The 19,859-nt window shown below is 37.4% G+C and carries 14 protein-coding genes, 1 tRNA gene and 1 pseudogene; 5 read left to right on the forward strand and 11 right to left on the reverse strand.

The annotated features are described in order from the left end of the window. Positions 1–238: 238 nt before the first annotated feature. From Q0081_RS12770 to Q0081_RS12810, 9 genes are all read right to left on the reverse strand, one after another. Positions 239–1,390, reverse strand: coding sequence for a glycosyltransferase family 1 protein (locus Q0081_RS12770; RefSeq protein ID WP_298353784.1), 1,152 nt, complete (start codon positions 1,388–1,390; stop codon positions 239–241). A gap of 12 nt (positions 1,391–1,402) precedes the next feature. Then, positions 1,403–2,350, reverse strand: coding sequence for an NAD(P)-dependent oxidoreductase (locus Q0081_RS12775; RefSeq protein ID WP_298353787.1), 948 nt, complete (start codon positions 2,348–2,350; stop codon positions 1,403–1,405). A gap of 62 nt (positions 2,351–2,412) precedes the next feature. Continuing rightward, positions 2,413–3,492 carry a glycosyltransferase family 4 protein gene (locus tag Q0081_RS12780; protein WP_298353789.1) on the reverse strand — a complete coding sequence of 360 codons (1,080 nt, stop codon included), beginning with the start codon at positions 3,490–3,492 and terminating at the stop codon, positions 2,413–2,415. Beyond that, positions 3,492–4,769, reverse strand: coding sequence for an O-antigen ligase (locus tag Q0081_RS12785; protein WP_298353791.1), 1,278 nt, complete (start codon positions 4,767–4,769; stop codon positions 3,492–3,494). The genes Q0081_RS12780 and Q0081_RS12785 overlap by 1 nt, the downstream gene beginning before the upstream one ends. A 14-nt stretch (positions 4,770–4,783) precedes the next feature. Next, entirely contained in the window at positions 4,784–5,596 is an 813-nt protein-coding gene (locus Q0081_RS12790) for a glycosyltransferase family 2 protein (protein ID WP_298353792.1), read from the reverse strand. Between the two features lie 139 nt (positions 5,597–5,735). Beyond that, complete coding sequence (locus Q0081_RS12795; RefSeq protein ID WP_298353794.1) at positions 5,736–6,488, reverse strand: FkbM family methyltransferase; 753 nt, start codon at positions 6,486–6,488, stop codon at positions 5,736–5,738. 27 nt (positions 6,489–6,515) lie between these two features. Continuing rightward, the gene (locus tag Q0081_RS12800; protein ID WP_298353796.1) at positions 6,516–8,006 is read right to left on the reverse strand and encodes an oligosaccharide flippase family protein; all 1,491 of its coding nucleotides are present in this window, start codon (positions 8,004–8,006) and stop codon (positions 6,516–6,518) included. A gap of 12 nt (positions 8,007–8,018) precedes the next feature. Then, positions 8,019–9,092, reverse strand: coding sequence for a GNVR domain-containing protein (locus Q0081_RS12805; RefSeq protein ID WP_298353798.1), 1,074 nt, complete (start codon positions 9,090–9,092; stop codon positions 8,019–8,021). 35 nt (positions 9,093–9,127) lie between these two features. Beyond that, positions 9,128–11,503: an SLBB domain-containing protein gene (locus tag Q0081_RS12810; RefSeq protein WP_298353800.1), complete on the reverse strand. Its 2,376-nt coding sequence runs from the start codon at positions 11,501–11,503 to the stop codon at positions 9,128–9,130. A gap of 449 nt (positions 11,504–11,952) precedes the next feature. Between Q0081_RS12810 and Q0081_RS12815 the strand changes: the two genes are divergently transcribed. Further along, a complete protein-coding gene (locus tag Q0081_RS12815) occupies positions 11,953–13,068 on the forward strand; it encodes a glycosyltransferase family 4 protein (protein ID WP_298353802.1) in 1,116 nt (371 codons plus the stop codon). 84 nt (positions 13,069–13,152) lie between these two features. Beyond that, complete coding sequence (locus Q0081_RS12820; protein ID WP_298353805.1) at positions 13,153–14,241, forward strand: T9SS type A sorting domain-containing protein; 1,089 nt, start codon at positions 13,153–13,155, stop codon at positions 14,239–14,241. Positions 14,242–14,949: 708 nt separating this feature from the next. On the opposite strand, the gene Q0081_RS12825 is transcribed toward Q0081_RS12820, so the two are convergent. Further along, positions 14,950–16,476 carry a hypothetical protein gene (locus tag Q0081_RS12825; RefSeq protein ID WP_298353807.1) on the reverse strand — a complete coding sequence of 509 codons (1,527 nt, stop codon included), beginning with the start codon at positions 16,474–16,476 and terminating at the stop codon, positions 14,950–14,952. 195 nt (positions 16,477–16,671) lie between these two features. Between Q0081_RS12825 and Q0081_RS12830 the strand changes: the two genes are divergently transcribed. The 3 genes from Q0081_RS12830 (at position 16,672) to Q0081_RS12840 (ending at position 19,578) form a co-directional block, all read left to right on the forward strand. Continuing rightward, positions 16,672–18,129, forward strand: coding sequence for an APC family permease (locus tag Q0081_RS12830; protein ID WP_298353808.1), 1,458 nt, complete (start codon positions 16,672–16,674; stop codon positions 18,127–18,129). A gap of 42 nt (positions 18,130–18,171) precedes the next feature. Continuing rightward, a complete protein-coding gene (locus tag Q0081_RS12835; protein ID WP_298353809.1) occupies positions 18,172–19,476 on the forward strand; it encodes an MFS transporter in 1,305 nt (434 codons plus the stop codon). Positions 19,477–19,503: 27 nt separating this feature from the next. Further along, positions 19,504–19,578: transfer RNA gene (locus tag Q0081_RS12840), tRNA-Val, on the forward strand. 39 nt (positions 19,579–19,617) lie between these two features. Here the strand turns inward: Q0081_RS12840 and Q0081_RS12845 are convergent. Next, positions 19,618–19,859 (reverse strand): annotated as a pseudogene (locus Q0081_RS12845) (hypothetical protein); the annotation flags it as partial.

Genomic DNA, 19,859 nt, shown 5'->3' on the forward strand with positions numbered 1-19,859 from the left:
GATTTGCGAAAATATTCGCTTTTTCACTTTTTTCTATTGCTTCTTGTATTGTGGAATCCCCTTATTACTGGTATTTTTACTCATGTTTTTCATACTAAATTTATAATTTATTTAGTAGAGGAGGTGGTATGTTGGCTATTATTTTATTTGTACCTAAAATTCCTTGTCCATTTTATATTACAAACTTTTAGGATTCAGCTACTATTGAATTTATATAAGTTCTAAACTTCTGTAGGAGTTAATCAAAAATCTTTACAAAGTTATGAGCAAATGTTGATATTCGTTGCTCTATATTGTCAAATGTAGGTTTAGGAGTAATGGTACAGTCTAAAAATTTACGCATAAACCCCGTTAACTCTTCCACATTATCGGGGGAGAAATAAAAACCTTTGTCTTCCATTTGTTCCTGATGAACAGGGATATTGGAGAGAATCAGTTGTGCCTGAAGACTTTTGGCATCTTCTACTACCGTACTCCAGCCTTCAAATTTACTCGGTTGAATGACCGCCAATGAGTGACTCATCAATAAGATTTGATGGTCGCGGGGAATTACTCCCAAAAAGCGAATGTAGTCAGACAAGTGATGTTCGCTTACAAAATCTTTAAGCCCTGCTACAAAATTGGTCACTTTGTAATCTTCTTCTTTTCCCGTAAAAACCACTAAAAAATCATCGCGTTCTTTTTTTAACTCTAAAATAGCTTTCAGAACAATCCAATGATTTTTATGAATGTAAAATTGGTTGGAAACAATAAAGTACGGCTTATCAACCTGATAGGTAGCAGCTATTGTGTCATAGTCAAGCTCCGCTGGTTTTTCGATTTGGGATACAAAACGTAAGATATGTACGGGAAGCGCTTTAGGTACTGAATAAAACCGCTGCAAATGGTCGTAGGCATTTTGGCTTGACAGCACTAAAGCGTGCGTGCGAGTAAGCATACGTCTTACCCGAAGTTCTCGGAAAAATATATTAAATTTAGAAAAGTATTCAGGATAAAACCGGTGCTGAAAATCAGGAAACCAAGATATAACTTTGCATTCAGGCGAGGGTTTCCCAAGTGGAAAATCCATCAAAGGATAAATGCCGTTCAGTTGATATTTTTCAATAATAGTGCCCAGAAAATGATTTTTACGTGTAAACCACGACCGCAGGTAATTGAGGTAATTATTGGTAGGGGTTTGGTGATGAACGTAAGTGGTATACGGGTAAGTGATGTGGTGAAGCAAATTTTCGGCCTTATGGTCGTAAAAGACAATGATGTTAGGTTGCTTTCCCTCGGGTAAGCTACTCAATGAATTGATGATGTTAATTAGATAATAATGACCTCCCAGCCAATCTGCGGCAAAGTAAGTAAATAAAATTCCTATGCATTTTCGGTTTGATGAATCCATTCTAAGGTTTTTCTATAGCCATACTTGGAAGTCATACATTTTATTCAGAATGTCTTTCAGCGCATCTTCTATCGTAAAGAAAATTTTGGTATCAAATTCAGTCAATGCCTTTTGATTATTTCCTTTCTGACTGATTCGGTCATACTTTCTTACTCTTTCAGGGTCAATCTCAATAGTGATCGGCTTTCTTAGTAAAACTGAAATTTTATGTACAATATCTTCTACACTGTATTCTGACGATGAACACACGTTATAAGTGTGTAGTCCTGTATTATTTTTGGAGGTTGCCATCAGCATTAGAAGATTGGCCGTGTCATCTACGTGGATATAATCTCTGCGACTGTGGATGTTCCCCAGTCTTATCGTAGAGGTTTCTTCTTCCGGGTCTATTTGGCGCAATATATCAGGAATTAAATGCCCGTTGGGGTCATTGGCTCCTATCGTATTGAAAAGGCGGGCAATGCATACATCCGCAGCAGTTCGTTGAGTAAAAAAACGAATTTGCTTTTCATTTGTAAATTTTGACAGAGAGTAGTTATCAAAGGGATCAACCGGAGTTTCATCCTCATTCAGGATAGGGTAATCAGGTGAATAAACGGCTCCGGTTGAAGCGAAAACGAGTTTTTTTACCTTATTTTTTTCCATTGATAAGAGAAGATTCTCCGTACCAATGATATTTACCTCAAGTGCATAGTTACGTTCAATTTCACAAGTAGGAACGTGGTGAATGGCTGCCAAATGTACAATACAGTAGGGTGTATATTCATTAATTATTTCATCTAAGGCCGCAAAATCTCTCACATCAACATTGCAGTTAATGACATTGGGTAGCTGTACGAAAGGCAAGTTACTAGTCAGGTTATCAATTACAATTACCTGATAATCATTATCAGACAATTTCTTCACTAACCGACTTCCTATAAATCCTGCCCCTCCAGTAACCAAAATAGTGTGCTTCATCAAAAGAAATTAAAAATTTAAATACGCTTTTTTACTTGGGCTCTACCTACTCATACCAATTTTTAGACCTGACTACTCATTAATCTCTCTAAATTTTGACGAATATCCTGAGTGTAGGTTAATTGATTTGCAAATTTAGTGGTTGAATTGGATAAAAGCTTGTCTTGTAAGGCTTCATTCTTCAAAACTTGCACACTATTATGAATAAACTCATTCCAATCTCTTGAATCAATAGACTTTAAGATGACCGAATTCACCATATCTTGCCCATAATTGCGTATTTCGCCTACCTTTCGCAAAAAACAAATCAGGCCGCTTTCCATTGCCTGAACAGTAGAAATAGACATACCTTCATAATCACTCATCATCACATAACAATCATATTGGTGTAAAACAGTCTCTATATCTTCAATGCTACAAATTCCTTTATAGGTTATGAGGGAGGACAACCCCAACTCAGACGCTTTGTTTTCAATACCTTTTAACGTATGGTCATCGGGACCGTATATGTCCATTATTAATGCAATCCCGTTTTGTTTAAGTTCGTAAACAAATTGAACAATCAAATCCAGTCGTTTGACTGGCGTTAATCTACCTAAAAAAATGAATTTGAATAATGCGGTTGAAGTTCGTTTAACCGCTTTTGGCTTAAAGTGCTGTAAAAGAAAATTGATTTTATAAGCTGGCAGATTAGATTTATTGTATGGCTGTATAAAATTAATTGAAGATTGCGAGTCTGCCCAAATCTCGTCGGCTATTTTAATACCTAATAGTATACCGTATTTGTCAATTAAATGGGCAAAACGGCTACTGTGTAAGAATAAGACTGAGGTTTTAATTTGACATATTATCTTGATAAAAAAGTGGAAAATATGAGATTTCCATAGAGAAGATATGATAATTTGATTGGGATACTTTCTTAAAAATTGAACTGTTTTTGCCAAATTTGGAAAACTGTTAACCTGCTTTATATTAGATACAATATGGGGTTTTAATGTTTCTAATAGCTTTTTATTGATTGATCCAATACAAATAAGAGTAAAATCAAAGTTATCGTTTAATTCATTAAGTGAAGACAGTACGGCGGTCTCTACGCCTCCTATTTCTAAATTATGTATTATATGGATAACTCGTTGCTTCATTAGGCTTTAACCGATAAAAATTGTGACAAAGTACTTATATGAGCAATAAATGCGCAGACAAACCAGTACCATGGATACCAATAATTGCTTATAAAAAAGTAATGAAGAATACCCATTATGAATGAAAAGAGCAAAAAGAAATTTAGAGGAAAAATAATCTTTTTAATCTGCAATAGTAAAAAGAATAGAAAGGCTATATAAATGAGCATACCAAATATGCCTGTTTCAAATAAGAATGTTTGATAAAGGACCAGAAAACTATCAGTGTCTGCTTCTAAGCCTGCCTTTAAATAACCTGAGGGACCGTAACCAATAAATTTATTTAGTATTGGGGCATTCTTAAAGTACGTTTGAAAAAGTTCAGCACGGGTTGTTCTGTCATCCATTGAACCGCTATTACTGGTTTTTTGATCAATATCTAAGGCTAATTGGGTAATGATAGGTACATACGTATCCAATACCAACGCAAATAGTATTAGTAAACTTGCTCCGATTAAAATTTTAACTAAGTGCTTAATTAAATACTTTCGAAAGAAAATAAATGATAAGAAAAGTGAAATTGGTAACACAACGAAGGCTGCGGTACTGAAAGTTAAAATGAGAGCAATAATAAAAGTAGATACAATTGTTGTTTTAGCCCATTTGGGGAAACGACACAGCTCAGAGAAAAAAAGGTAGTAAATGGATAAGGGTAAAAATAAATTAATCATAAATGCAAAATGCCCGGGTTCTTCAGCAAGACCACGGGCCCGGATAGATCTAAAAATATCCCCTAACGCTAATGCATTCATTTTCTCTACTGCGGGGTGCGGCACAATTTGGTCAAAATCAATTGAAAATATATTTTTGGCAATAAATTCTATGATGGCAAAAACACAGGAGAAAAATAATACCAAAGTAATGATTTTGGTGATTTGATAAGGAGAGACTGCTTCACTGTTGAGATTGAAAAGTAAAAAAGTAGTCACATAGAAATTAATGAATGAAGCAAAATAAGCAAAAAGGTGATTAACAGTTTTTCCAAAAACGAGTGAATCAGGAGGGTTTAAAATATCATTTATGAAAAAACTTAAAACAATATTGAGTAAAAAAAGTATTATAAAATACAAAGACTTTATATTAGGACTATGAATCTTTTTGCCCGTTAATAAGTATAACAAAATAAAAGCAGTCGAAATACTTCCCCAGAGCAACGGCCATGAAAGACTGCTACTAATGCAAAAAGCACTTGTAAAAGGCATGGAAATGATATAGGCATATAGTAAATTTTTTTTCACCCTTCGTTGATTGACTAAGATTTTTTCATAAGTAGAGCATTCACTATTTTCCTTACCGGAAAGCGTTTGTTTATAAGTAAGTAATAGCTCCAGGAAAGATATTTGTAAAAAAACGAAAAATTAATCGGAGCTCTTTTTTTGTAAGCATCAATGATTCTGAGCCGTTCTTCATTCATTCTTTCTGCTAAACGATTCGTAATGGATTCATTATGATCTCTAAATACAGTAATGGGTTTAGGGATGTGTTTTACCTTATAGAGTTTGGTTACTCTCAAAAAATAATCATAATCTGATGCATATCGATAGCTTATATCAAAAAAACCAACTTTCGATATTACTTCTCTGGTAAGAAAAGTAGAGGGTTGCGGCATAAAACTACAATGTTCGGATGCTAATAATAATTTATAATTAACCGAGAAAAAGGAAATATTTCGGAAAGTTTCATCTTCTTTCTTTAAAATATTGCCAAAATAGGCTCCAAATCTATTTTTTCTATATTTTAGATAGGTAGTCGAAACTACCTTCATTACATCTTTATTAACAAAAAAATCGTCCGAATTTAAAGCTATCCATAAATCACCGTTTACTTTTTTTAGACCTTTATTGAGAGCGTCATACATATTTTTGTCTGGTTCGCTATGCCAGTAACTGATATGAGCTTCATATTTTTTTATAATATCACATGTCCCATCGGTACTCCCTCCGTCGATAATGATGTATTCTATGGAAGCATAGTTTTGAGAAATTACCGAACAAATGGTTTCTTCAATCGTCTTTGCACTATTATAACAGACCGTTATGACACTGATAAGAGGAGCTGATTTCATTGAATACAAAGGTGGGAAAATGAAATGTTGACCCTACAATTAAAATACAGGTAGAATTAACAGATTGAAGAACGATGTTAGTGTTCTGACAGTTTAGCAATGATTTTGTTGAATCTTGCAGCATCAGAAAGGTTATATCTTAAGAGTTGTCTCTTACAAAAAAACCTTCCATTTCATACATTTGTCCCGTTTTATAATTTCTAAACCCATTCATAATAGAGTATAACATAAAGCCGGAATTTCTCATAGTCGTAATAATCTCTTCAAGATAGGGGCTTTGCTCATAGGAGGGGATGACGGCTAGTTCAATCTGAACTACTCTAGCTTGTTTTAAAATTTTGGCGGCTCCTTGCAGCACTTCTCTTTCAAAACCTTGGACATCAACTTTAAGCCACAAGTCGTTTTGCCACGGATGCGCCTTCAGTAAATTATCAAGTGTATTGATGGAGACCATTTCAGTATTTACGATGGCTGTTCCGGCTTCGGCTTCAATTGTATGTGCGTTTACTTTGCGGAGAGAGCTACTCACCGAATTTTGTGAGATATTAATTGGAACTTGTCCTGTGCTATCACCAACGGCACTCTGAACCACTTCCCAATTATTAGATTGTTGACTGTTTTTTAATAACTGTTGAAATGAAGAGGAAACTGGCTCAAAAGAAATTATTTTGCCTTTGTATTGGTTTTTGTTCATCAATTTAAGAGCAAACTGTCCTTCATTAGCTCCTACATCCACAACGGTTTTAATGCTATATTTACTTAACAAGAAATCAATTAAAGCTATCTCAGAATTGGAAGGGTTAAAATAACTGATGTGCAGACCGAATAAACGAAAGAAAGTTTGAGCAGCATCTACTGCAATATTGCGGAAGCTATTATTCAAATGAGACATAGGGCTAAATCATGAAAAGCGTCAAAATTATTTAAAGAGAAAATTGGCAAAACGTAGCCTCATTTCCAAAAGAAGGGGGGTATTCTTAAAAATCCATACTAACCAACCGGCATATATGAGTGAATAACAAACAAATACCAAAACCCAGGTGGTGGAGCTTTCCGCCAAAAAATAATTTGAAAAACAGGCCGCAACAATTAAAATAAGTAATGAAATAAAAAAGTTACGATCGCCTTCAAATCGAAGAATGGATAGGCTGAGATGATTTTTCTGATGAAAAAGATAAATTAAGATTCCGGAACTGATAATAAGACTGAGTGACCAAGCGCTTACTACCCCATATCCCGCTAAAAAATAACCACCGATTACTCCAAATGCAAGGTTAAAGCTGGCAGTAGCTATATGTTGAATAATATTTTGTCTTAATTGTCCAATTCCCATATTACTGATGTATGCGGGTACGCTCAATGTATTAATATACCAACCTACAATCAATGTATAAATACTCAATACAAAGAATGGCTCAACTTTTCCAATCCAAACCAAAGAAATAAGGGGCGCAAAGAAGAAAAAGAAAAATAGCAAAGGCGTACTAATGATTGCCAGTATTTTAAACATCATGGCATAAAGGCGCTGGAAATGACTGGTAGCATTCAGGGAGGTCTCGACTATTTTAGGAACCATCACTTGATTGGCAGTTACAATGATGCTTCGTATTTGAGTAACCAACCGATTAGCCATTTCATAGAATCCTACCGCGTCTAAGGAACCATATTTGGCTAAGAAAAACTTAGTGATGGGGTCATACAGCAACGTAGTAATGGAGCCTACCTGCGATTTCAATGAATACTTGACAAAATCTGAAAATAGACGTTTGTCAGCCTGTAAATTTAAAATGAAGGGAGTTTTAAGGTAATAGATGAGAAGAGCGATGCTTCCCAGCAAAATATAGAGCGTATAAATAATATGCGCAATGGCAATACCCCATAGGCCTTTGTGTAGAAAAAGATAAGAGGAAATTAATAAAGTAAAGCTAGCAGTGATGTTTAAAATGGAGCGCAGGTAATTGGCTTGAAATCCATCCAAAGTAAACATAAACACGTTAGAAATATTCAGAAGCCAGAAGGCTGCCAATGCATAAGGGAAAATCTGCAAAGCAACTGCCGATTCTGAGGACGAAATCAAAAAATGAAAAATCCAGGAAGCATTAAAATAGAGAACAATACAAATAAGAAAGTTAAGCAGGGCCGTAATTCCAATAGACATGGTAATGATTGACCTTGCTTTCGCCATGTCTGCCTGTATGTGAGCTTCAGCAATAAATTTTACAATTCCTACTGGTACGCCGCTATTGGCCATAGCGGCAAAATAAGTGGTTGTCCAAACAATAGACCAAACTCCGAGTTGTTTGGCTCCCAGTTCACGTATCCAAATTCCATAGAGAAAGAAGTAAGTAAGTCCTGAAATGATAACCTGCCCGATTGTTGAAATAGCGTTAATAAAAAGCCGGTTCTGCATTTGTATTTTGGTTTACCCCCAAATCTTTAAAGCATTTTTTTTAAAAATGCTAATTGCTATACCTATAATTATACCAATCAATCCAAAACCAATGACAATGAGTGTACGTTTTGGTTCACTTCTTTTGAGGGGGATAATAGCAGGTTCAAGTGTCTTAAAAACAGGAGTTTCTTCTTCGACTCTTATTTTAGCCTGTTCATATTGCTGGGCTAAATTATTATACACATTTTGAGCTAAAATGTAATCGGCTTGTAGACGTTGTTCGTCTATTTTTGCAGTTTGAAGTGATAAAAAACGATTTTCATCCCGGTAACTTGCCAGCCTTGCTTCCGCTGATTGGTAACGCGATTTTGCATCTGACATCTGACCAAACAAAAACTTAACTTGGCTACGTGCTTTATCAGTGCGATAGGTAGTGACGTATTCTTTCAAATATTCAACGGCTTTTTGGGCGGTAGTAGCTGCTACTACGGGGTCGGGCATTTTGGTATTAATCGTAATTACTCCTGTTTTACGATCAAAAGTTGTTACAACCCGCTTTTGTATTTCATTTATTAAATCTTGCTGGGGTTTGGTGAGCTCATACGCATTACTTGATTTTTTAGGGTCGAGTAATGGAGTTTGTTCCTTTTTTTCATTATTTCCCAAGATTGACGAAAGCCATGAGTTATCTTTTTGTTTAAAGTACTCCTCTAAAGTCATTGTCTTTTTATACTCGGATACGTATACAGGTTGTTTGAGTAAAAAAAGAGAAAAAGGTAAACTTTGAACAATGTTTGGGTATAAGTCAGGACGTACTGCATCTGTTCCGCCCATTTGATTCAAATCAATACCTGCTAAGCCTGCCAATGCACTTAACCCACCCATTTTGCCTAAACTGCTGCTTGATTGCAGTTCCGGCATTAACTGAGTTTTTGATTCAAATTCTTTTTGAGCTGTAAAAGCAAATACAACTCCGATTATGCCTGAAAGTATCCCCCAAACTAAGATACTTTTTAGGTTAGTTTTAAGAAAGAGAAATATGTCTACGATACTTATTTCAATATCGCCGGATGATTTTGTGGAGGAAAGTTCGTTTTTGCTCATCTATTGTATTCAAAAAGGAGGTAATAGCCTGTCTGTTAATTTCGTAAAATAGTAGCAAGAGCAATAATCAACGTGCTGGTGAAAGACAAGATTACCGAACCTGTAATGTTTGACTTTTTATCATCAATTGGTTTAAAGGGCACGTAAATAGTTGAACCCGGTTCAACTCTAGGGTAAAATTTAAAAAATAAAAATCTCCGTGTTCGTTGGGTAAACCCGTTGGCGTACGTAATAAAAGCTCGCCCTTTTTGCGCCCGTTCGTTATATCCTCCGGCTTGTGAAAGATAAGCTTGGAAATTATAACCGTTTGTAAAATTGATAGAAGACGGATTGAGTACGGCACCATTAATACTTACAATTTCAGAACGCTTCGGGACTATTAAGGTATCCCCATCTTCTAAGGTGATATTTCCTTCTACTGAAGGATTGCTCATGATTTGAGCAATATCAATACCGATACGTTCCCCTTTGCGCTGAAATAAAGCGCCGGGTAAGTAGCCGGTTAATTTCGTTCCTCCTGTTCGTTCCAAAAGATCTGAAATGTGTTCCGAACTGTTTCTGATTGCGTAAGTGCCGGGATAATTTACTTCCCCTATTACATAAACATTGCGTTGTATTTCATAATTAGGAGCTTTTCTAATGTAGACGATGTCGAATGGCTGAAGTTTGAATTTGGAATCGGCAGGAGACAAATTAAGCTTAGGATCAATATCCAACTTAATAATTTCTACTTTATAATCTTTGTCAGCATTTAACTCCTTTACCCGACGCGCAATTTCAATTCTTGACCCAATGGCTCCTTCAGTAAATCCACCACCGATAAGAATTAGGTCGGACACAGTCATATTTTCGGCGTATGGCGCGTCACCTTCGCTGTTGACTTCTCCAATCAGGGTGACAAAAGCTTCTTCTCTTAGTTCTTTAATTGTTTTTACAACAATACTGTCCTGCCGTTGTAATTCAATATCGGCACTTTCTCCTTTTAGTATTTTATTTATATCAATGGAGACAATTTCAGGCTCACCGTTTTCTTTTTCCCGATAGATAATGCCTCGATTTCGGAAGGCATTTTCTTTCAAACCGTCGGCTTTTTTCAAGACCTGTAAAAATGTTCGGGTGTCGGCCGTCAAAGCATAATCTCCCGGACGGAAAACGGCTCCTTGGATTTGAACGCGATTGCTGTAACGGTCTAGTATTTTTCCCACTTCAAATCGGTCGCCATTTTGGGGTTTAAATATTTTAAGTTCCTCAAGTGGAATATTGAGAACCTGAATTTCACGGTCCGTGGCCCTCCGCCCTGTCAAGTAAGCTTTGTAAGCAGTACTTGCAAAACCGCCCGCAAATTGCATCAACTGTTCTAAAGTTTCGTTGTCTTTCAGTTCGTAAATAGCCCGTCTTTTGACTTCTCCGTCGAGTTCTATTCGATAGGAATAAAATGGAACCTGAATGATGTCTTGGTCTTGTAAAACAATATTGTCTGATTGTTCGCCGGTCAAAAGGAATTGGTATAGATCGATAGTCCGTACGAGTTTATTATTTCTTAAAATTCTGATATTTCGGTAAGTGCCATTGCTATCAGGGCCGCCACACAGGTAGAGGGCATTAAACGCAGTGGCTAATGAAGATACTGTGTAGGAACCAGGTATTTTCACTTCCCCAATAATGTTTACTTTGATACTTCTGATGTTTCCCAGATTCACGACTGCGTAAGTGCCTCCCCCGGAATTAAGACCGGCGTATGCCTGTCGAAGACGTGAAACAATCCTGTCCTTAGCTTCTTCGATGGTAAGCCCACTCACAAAAATGGGAGAAAGATTGAGAAGTTTTACCGTGCCTTCTGGGCTTACCTCAAGACGGTAACTATCAGATGCATTACCAAAAATATCAATCACCAGTTCATCATCGGGACCTAATTGGTAGTTTTTGGGGGTTGCAATGCGTAAATTAGGTTCAAAGGTAAGGTCATGATTCTGGAATAACTTGCTGCCATAAATTTCTAATTTCTTTACTTTTGTTTTTAGGCTATCCTCGACTTCTTTTCTCTTTTTTAGTAATTCCCGGTTAGAAAGTTCACCAATTTGTTTGCGACCGTTTGGGGTGGACAGTGTATCGGATTGATTATTCTTATCCGTTGAATTGGAGTTTTTCTTGTTCTGCACTTCAGAGATTCGCTGACGCATCCGGGCGATATCAGAAAGCGTATATCCTCGGGCCAAAGCGGCCTGTTCTATTTGCATCTCAGACATGCCGCTCGCTTGGGCCCGTTTGAAAAAATCCATTACCTGCTCATCAGATAACTGATTAACACTATTTGGGGTAGATTTTTGACTTTGGGCTTGAGCGTATAAACCGATAACAAGAAGAATAAAAGAGAATAAATAAAATCTCCCAACCACTTTCGATAGGTGCATGCTGCTACAATTTATATCATACTGATGAAGACCCATTTTGTTCTTCAAAGGCTCAAAATTAGGCAAGTATTGCTGTATTGCCAAAACATCGCTTAATTATTTCGGGTGTCTATTAATTGTCTTACTAACCAAATATGAGAGTAACCAATCCTTTTTTTTTACTGACTACACTATAACTAATTGCTTTTTCTTCTCAAAATAGATATATTCCTGTATTTTAAGCATCTTCAGTTTAACAAGTATTTCGCAAACAACCGGGGAAATATTAGGGCTTTTGTATCAAATTGTTTTTATTTGGCAAAATTAAGAACCAAAGCTTTATATGCTCTTTGACAGTTATTTTTCATAGCTGAAAAATCTGTTACAAAGCTCAAGATGTATGATGTATTGTACTCCATTAAGGCAATCATAAGAAATATTTCTCAAATGCTTTGGTTGGCAAAATTAAGATGAAAGTAATACAAGTTATCACATTAGGAAGCGAACTTTACGGGGCACAAAGACATGTTATTGACCTTTGCCTAAGTCTTCAATCAGAAGGTCATGAAGTGATTTTACTATTAGGTAATTCTGGAAAAATGCATGAATATGCTCGTACTTTGGGAATTGAAACACATGTACTGAAACACCTCAAGCGTTCCATTCATGCCTTTCATGATTTTGTTGGAGTAATCGAACTGGTTCAATTGCTTAAAAAATTAGAACCTGATATAGTAGCATCTCATTCTAGTAAGGCAGGTATTCTGGTAAGGGTAGCGGCGTGGTGGTTAAAAATACCTAATACTTTTACAGTACATGGTTGGTCATTTGCCGAAGGTGGGCCATTTTTTGCAAGAAAAGTGTACCAACTTATTGAAAAAGCAATTGGTTTGATTTCATGTAAGGTAATCCTCATTTCGGAAGCAGATAAAGAATATGCTTTACAATTAGGTGTTTTAGAAAAACAAAAGATGGAATTGATTCATCATGGAATTAAATCACCTCCTTATGTTATTAAACCATTTAACTATAAGTCCGATTTGCCTTTAACGATGGTAATGGCAGCGCGTTTTCAGGCACAAAAAGACCATGAAACATTGGTTAAAGCGTTAAGTCAATTAAAAAACCTGAATTGGCGTTTGTTTTTTTTAGGAGATGGGGAATTAGTTCCATTTATTAAAGAAAGAGTACAGAAGCTGGGTTTGTCTGATAAAATATTTTTTGAAGGAGCCGTAGATAACGTGCCGGAGTATCTTCAACAAGCCGATGTTTTTTTACTGATTTCCAACTGGGAGGGCTTACCTATTTCAATCTTGGAAGCCATGTCTTATGGCTTGCCTGTTATTGCATCGGACGTGGCGGGCGTAAAAGAAGAAGTTTTAGATGGAGTTAATGGGTTTGTCGTTCCCAGAAAAGATGCACAGAGCATAACTTCTGCTATTTCGGCTTTATATTATGATAGACAAATGGCTCTGGCAATGGGAGAACAATCGAGAGAGCGCTTTGAAAAGTATTTTACAATTGATTTAATGATAAAACGTACGATACAGTTGTATAAAGATTTAGCGGGCAAAAGTGACCGTTAGATAATTTTTCAATCATTCTATAGGCATCCTAAAAAAGAAATTCTAACTTTGACTACTTGTTGTTTCGTTAAAAATTAATATACTATGAAAAAGCTATTTATAATCTGCGCGGGCTGTTTTACGATTATTTCGGCGGAGGCTCAGTTGATTTCTTCTTCCGACCTTTTTATCAGTTCGGGGGTAACTGTGACTGTAAACGGAGAATTGTCAAATACGGGTAATTTTCAATCAATGGGTGACCTGCATCTTCGCAAAGGCCTTACAAATCAAGGTCAAATGTCATTAAATGGACAAGTGGTGATGGATGGAGAAGGAAGTCAAACCATACAAAGTCTCAATCTTCTTAAAACGGGAGTTTTTGTCATGTCTCAGATGGGGAAGGTAGTATTGCAAGCCCCTTTGTTAATTGAGCAACAACTTATTTTAGGTGACGGTATTTTAATGAACACGGAGCAAAATCCTCTTGAAATAGCCGACAATGCTACGGTAATGGGTGCTTCAAATAGTTCACATGTAAAAGGGTATGTACGTAAATTAGGTGATGATGCTTTTCAATTCCCGGTCGGAAGTGGTAGTGAATTGCAGGCTTTTCGTATCGCTAAACCAAATAGTTACGATGAAATTAAAGTAGGATATGTAAATCAAAACCCTATACGGTTATCTTCAAATCGCTCGTTAGAGGTTGCTGAACTTTCAACGGAAAGTTATTGGTCAATAAAAGGCAGTAACGAATCCAAATCTATACAAATATCAGTTCCTTCAGAAGATAACCGTCAGCAAATTCTTCAACTAAGAAATAATCAATGGGGAATAATGCCGAGTTCTACTGTAAATAATGCAATAGCATCAGAGGCAGTTTTAAGCGGGGTGACTTATTTTACGATTGGTACTCAAAAGAGCGAATTGTTGGAAAAGGCGGATGTAAGCATTTTTCCTAATCCAAGTAACGGTTCATTTGAAGTTCGTTTGAAAGGCTTTTTACCCGAAGAAAAGGTTGAATTTGACATTGTGGACTTGAATGGAAAATCCTTTACTAAGCAAAATGGCCAAGTTAAAGATTTGAAAACAAAATATGATTTAAATAAAGAAATGAACAGTGGGAGCTATATTTTACGGGTTATAAGAGCTGATAAGAATCAGATCTTTAACCAAAAAATATCAATTAACCCCTAAAATAGTACTCTGTAGATTTTAAAAAAGCGCTTTTCCAAGCGCTTTTTTTATGTGTGGTCTTAGGAATCTTCTCATAAGAATTTATGTGTTCTTATAACAATAGTCCGCTACGAATTTTAGTTTAAAACAATCGCTGCGGCGAACCGTCCGTCAATTCGCTGGAAACGCACTTTTGTATATATGGCTTATTTATCGCAGCGGCGAACCGTTTCAATGCCTGGGGATTTGCCCATACACGCATAAAAATAGCTCCTAAAATTTAAAAACCTCATTTCATGCAAATGGGCGGATTAAATGAATTTTAAAAATGTAGCGGAGTATTGTATAAAGAGCTAGCGTTTTTTTATATAAAGGAATTAATCTTTCTTGTTATTGGTCTGTAAATAAAGTTGTTAAGCAGGTTTGTTAAAGAATACGAAATATTGATCATTAATGCCATAATGCCAATTTCTTTAAAATTATTTCTGTTGATGTATGACATGATATCTTATTGAAAGGCTATATAAAATGCCCAAATCAAAGGAGTTTTTTCATGTTTGGTTTATTGTAAGTGTTTAAAAGCCAGTAAAATATATTAATGTGGATAGTTATATTAGAGATTTCGGTTTATAAATATAAAAATAGTATTTCTTGTATTTTTTGCAAAAAATAAGGAAGCCTCGCAGACTAAACCTGTGAGGCTTCCTTATAAATATAGATAACCTGAATTTAATACTTATTTACTTTACTTTTCAGGGTTTCATTTTCTGCTTTAAGTGCTTGTACCTGTTTATTTAAGTCAATCATGTATAAAGTTAATTCTTCAATTTTTTCCATCAATTTGGCCGATGTCTTAGTTACATCTATACCATTGGTAGCCATTTCATCAGCAGAAGGAACATTGGGCAAATGCTTATTTTCCTTTATAAATGTCTCAACTTCGGTTAGTGGTTTTAATTTATATTCCGGAGCGAATACATAGTCAGCCCAATCAGCTGAATTCCGAAGTGCAACTTTTAATTTCTCGGTCATAATACCATCCTGCACGTATAGGCGATAAGCGCCACCTGAAAATGAAGCAGGTAAACCTAAACCACCTGCACCTGCACCACCCGGTGCGGTATCAAAGTCGCCAATCGCTAAATAACCCGTTGTTGTAGGAGTAGGAGAACCGGGAGCTACCTTTACATTGAATTTTACCCAAGGAGCAGTGGCATGAAAATTACCCTTGATAAGAGGATTAACTGTTTCGTTATTAGCAATATAAAGCATATTACTGCCTGTTTCAGCCTCACCTGAACGGAAACCGATAAATACATTGCGGTTACCTGAAACATTACCTGCACCTGCACGTCCACCAATTGCAATATTCTCACTACCTCCTTGATTGCCTACTAATGCTTGGCTACCAAGAGCAACGTTTCTATGACCACCTATATTACCTTTTAGTGCTTCAAAGCCCAAAGCAGCGTTTGCGTCACCTACAGTATTACTTTTTAATGCAAACGTACCATAAGCCATATTGAAGCTGCCAATAGTATTACTGTACATAGATTCTTGTCCCATTGTTGTATTGGATCCACCGGTATCATTTGAATATAACGTAGAAGCACCGATAGCTGTATTCCCACCTCCTCTATTTGTAAATAAGGATGCGAAACCAATCGCAGTATTGTTTGAGCCACTTACATTAGTGTATAATGCTGCACCACCTACAGCAACGTTATAGGAGCCTGTTGTGGTTGCTTGCAAAGCTTGATTACCTTGTGCAAGATTGTTAACTCCATCGCCTCCGGAAGGAGTTAATGCTATCCCTGCTCTGTAACCAAAAAGAGTATTCCCAAAACCAAAATCAATTAAACCGGATCTTAAATTATTCACTTTAAAGACCAAAGAAGCTCCATTAGTACTCCCCAAAAAATCCGTTCCATCAATGGCATTCCCCTGTTTATCCCATGCACCCGCTACAAGCGCACTGCCGACTTTAGCGTTGCTTGGCTGCCAAGTTGTACCGTCGTAGGTATACGTACCAATGCCTTGGTCTGTTTGGTAAACGATTAGTCCTGCTACGGGATTTTTGATGGCATCGCGTTGAGCTTGGGTCATACGAGGTAACAAAAGTCCTTTCGTAGTTGAGCTCAGATCAAGAAGGGCAGAAGGATCTGGATTTTTGGTACCAATACCGACATTGCCGGTTTGCTGTGCCAATGCCGCCATAGAACTTAACGCCAAGGCAAGAGTAAGAAGTTTTTTCATATTTACTGAATTTTTTGGTGATATTGTACTTTTCGAGATTAAAGTTAGAACTTAAATAGACAAATAAAAAGGCGTTTGGAAGAAAATTATCTAACGGTCGTTTTTTGACAATATCTGCTCGATAAATGGATTACTTATGAGCCATCAAGAATAAATTTTTATATTTGCCTGTAAACCTAACCTTCTCGTTTTTTCATGTCTGAATCGAAATCCACCCAATTCAAACAATCTCTTGGTTTGCTTGATGCAACCATGTTGGTATCCGGTGCCATGATTGGCTCGGGTATTTTTATTGTCAGTGCCGATATGGCGCGTAATGTCGGCTCTCCGGGTTGGCTCTTACTTACTTGGCTCCTCACGGGCATTGTTACTATTGCCGCTGCATTGAGTTACGGTGAATTGGCAGGAATGATGCCCAAGGCAGGAGGGCAATACATTTATATTCAAAGAGCGTTTGGTCCTCTCACGAGTTTCGTATATGGCTGGACGGTTTTTATGGTCATCCAAACAGGGACGATTGCGGCAGTAGCGGTTGCCTTTACCAAGTATTCTGCGGTGTTTTTTCCCATTCTCAATCCTGAAAATGTTTTATTGGCTCTGGGAAGTGTAAAAATATCGGTGGGGTCTTTGTATGCAATTTCAAGTATTATTCTTCTTACCTATATTAATACGCTCGGTATCCAAAGCGGGAAAATAATTCAAAACGTTTTCACTATTGCCAAACTCATTGCTTTGTTTGGCCTGATTGCTATAGGAATCGGTTACGGTTTTAAAAGCGGAATGCTTTCTCACAATTTTGAAGATGCCTGGTCAGCTTCAAAAACAACCTCTCAAGGGGGCGTCTCCGCCCTTGGAGGCGTTGCATTGCTGATGGCTTTAGGGGTTTCGATGATTGGGTCCCTATTTTCATCGGATGCCTGGAACAATGTGACCTTCATTGCGGGAGAAATCAAGAATCCCAGAAAAAATATTCCACGAAGCCTTTTCTTTGGAACACTGATTGTAACCATTATTTACTTATTGGCTAACATCGCGTATTTAAGTATTTTACCATTAAAAGGCATACCTGACGGAGCTGATGTTCTTGCAAAGGGGATTCAATTTGCCGATTATGACCGAGTGGCAACGGCTGCTATGTCCGTGATTTTTAGTGACGCGGCGGCGGGGATTATGGCTGCTTTGATTATGGTTTCTACTTTCGGATGTAACAATGGTCTTATTTTGGCCGGGGCGCGTTTATACTACGCCATGGCGCAGGACGGATTGTTTTTGAAACAGGCTTCTACCCTTAATGCTAATGCCGTACCTGCCAAAGCATTATGGTTGCAGTGTTTATGGGCGAGTTTGCTGTGTTTATCAGGAACTTATGGAGAGTTACTCAATTACTGTACCTTCGGCTCGTTGATTTTTTATATGGTGACGATTGGCGGAATCTTTGTATTACGCAAAAAAGAACCCAATGCAGAGCGCCCTTATAAGGCATTTGGGTTTCCGGTTGTTCCTGCCTTATATATAGCAGTGACATTGAGCATCTGTCTAATTTTGCTGATTGACGAAAAAACTCGTTTTGATACAGGGATGGGATTGCTTATTGCCGCAGTGGGGATTCCGGTCTATTATTTTACAAAGAAACGGGCAGCCGTAAGTGAGTAGTCATTAAGTTAATCAAAGTACAAATCACAATTAGTACTGATTATGCAAAAGAACAAACCCTCTGTTTTGAACGCTTGGTGTATGTACGATTGGGCTAACTCGGTACATTCGCTTGTGATTGTTTCGGCCATTTTTCCAATCTATTTTAGTAATACGGCCGTTAATGCTCAAGCTGGGCCTGATGTAGAATTTTTGGGAATGACGGTCAACAACTCCGCTTTGTTTTCGTTTGCGGTATCGTTTGCCTTTTTATTCATCGCGATTGTAAATCCTATATTGGGGGCTATCGCCGATTTTAGCGGAAAGAAGAAGCGATTTATGCAGTTTTTTGTCTACTTGGGCGCTCTATCCTGTCTGTTGCTTTACTTTTTCAGTCGCGAAAATTTGACATTAGGTGTGTTGGCATTCACGGTTTCACTCATCGGATGGTCGGGAAGTATTGTGTTTTATAATGCTTATTTACCTGAAATCGCGACTGAAGATCGCTTTGATAAACTCTCAGCCCGAGGTTTTACAATGGGTTATTTGGGTAGTGTATTGTTGTTGATTTTTAATTTGACAATGCTTATCAAGCCTGAATGGTATGGGGGGATTGATTCAGGAACGGCCTGTCGAATCTCATTTGTGACGGTTGCTGTGTGGTGGGTTGCTTTTGCGCAAATACCGTTTTATTATCTGCCAAACGGAACTCCTTCTACCAAAACCCGTCAGGGAGGTTGGATTTGGAATGGTTTTCGAGAGTTGAAAAAAGTGCTAAGCGAACTCAATCATTTACCCCTAACAAAGCGCTTTTTGATTGCCTTCTTTTTTTACAACATGGGTGTACAAACGGTGATGTATATCGGGACTATTTTTGGAAGTAATGAGCTAAAACTGCCCGATAATGCCCTGATTGTAACCATATTACTTTTGCAATTGTTGGCCATTGTAGGTGCTTATTGCGCGGCGGTGCTATCGGGAAAATGGGGGAATACAAAAACTATTTCTGCCATTTTGTTTATCTGGATTGGCGTATGTGTGTCCGCTTATTTTGTGTATACCGAGGTTCAGTTTTACGGACTGGCGGCAGGGATCGGTTTTGTGATGGGAGGGGTACAGTCCCTTTCCCGCTCGACCTACGCTAAATTTTTACCCGAAAATACGCCAGATACGGCTTCTTATTTTAGCTTCTATGATGCTTGTGATAAGTTTTCTACGTTTTTGGGGACAATTATTTTTGGGGTGATTACTCAACTATCAGGTATGCGGAACAGCTTGTTATTTTTAGCACTGATTTTTGTGATTGGGCTGTTAATTTTACGTCGAATTCCCTCACAAAAAATTTATCGTACTCCTTTGAGTGCGTAGTAAAGTTAGTATATTTGCAACCCCAACAGGATCTTAGCTCAGTTGGTTCAGAGCGCTGCCTTGACAGGGCAGAGGTCATCGGTTCGAGCCCGTTAGGTCCTACAAAACCCCTCAAATTTCGCTGATTTGAGGGGTTTTTGCTTAAAAAGCATCCATAAGTTTAAAGTAAAAAGCATTATCCCCTTCTGAGGACCGAGCAAAATCAATGCGAGAATAGAGGTTTTTCTTTTTGTTGACCAAAATTCGCAAGCCTAACCCGTATGTATAGTGAATGTTTTTAGTGGAAAAGTCACGAACGTTTTTATTGACCATCCCGCTGCCCACAAACGCCGCTATTTTAATAAAACGATGGATTCCTTTGCGGTATTCAGCCTGAAAAGCCA

The sequence above is a fragment of the Runella sp. genome, from assembly GCF_027484545.1.
Taxonomy (GTDB): Bacteria; Bacteroidota; Bacteroidia; order Cytophagales; family Spirosomataceae; genus Runella.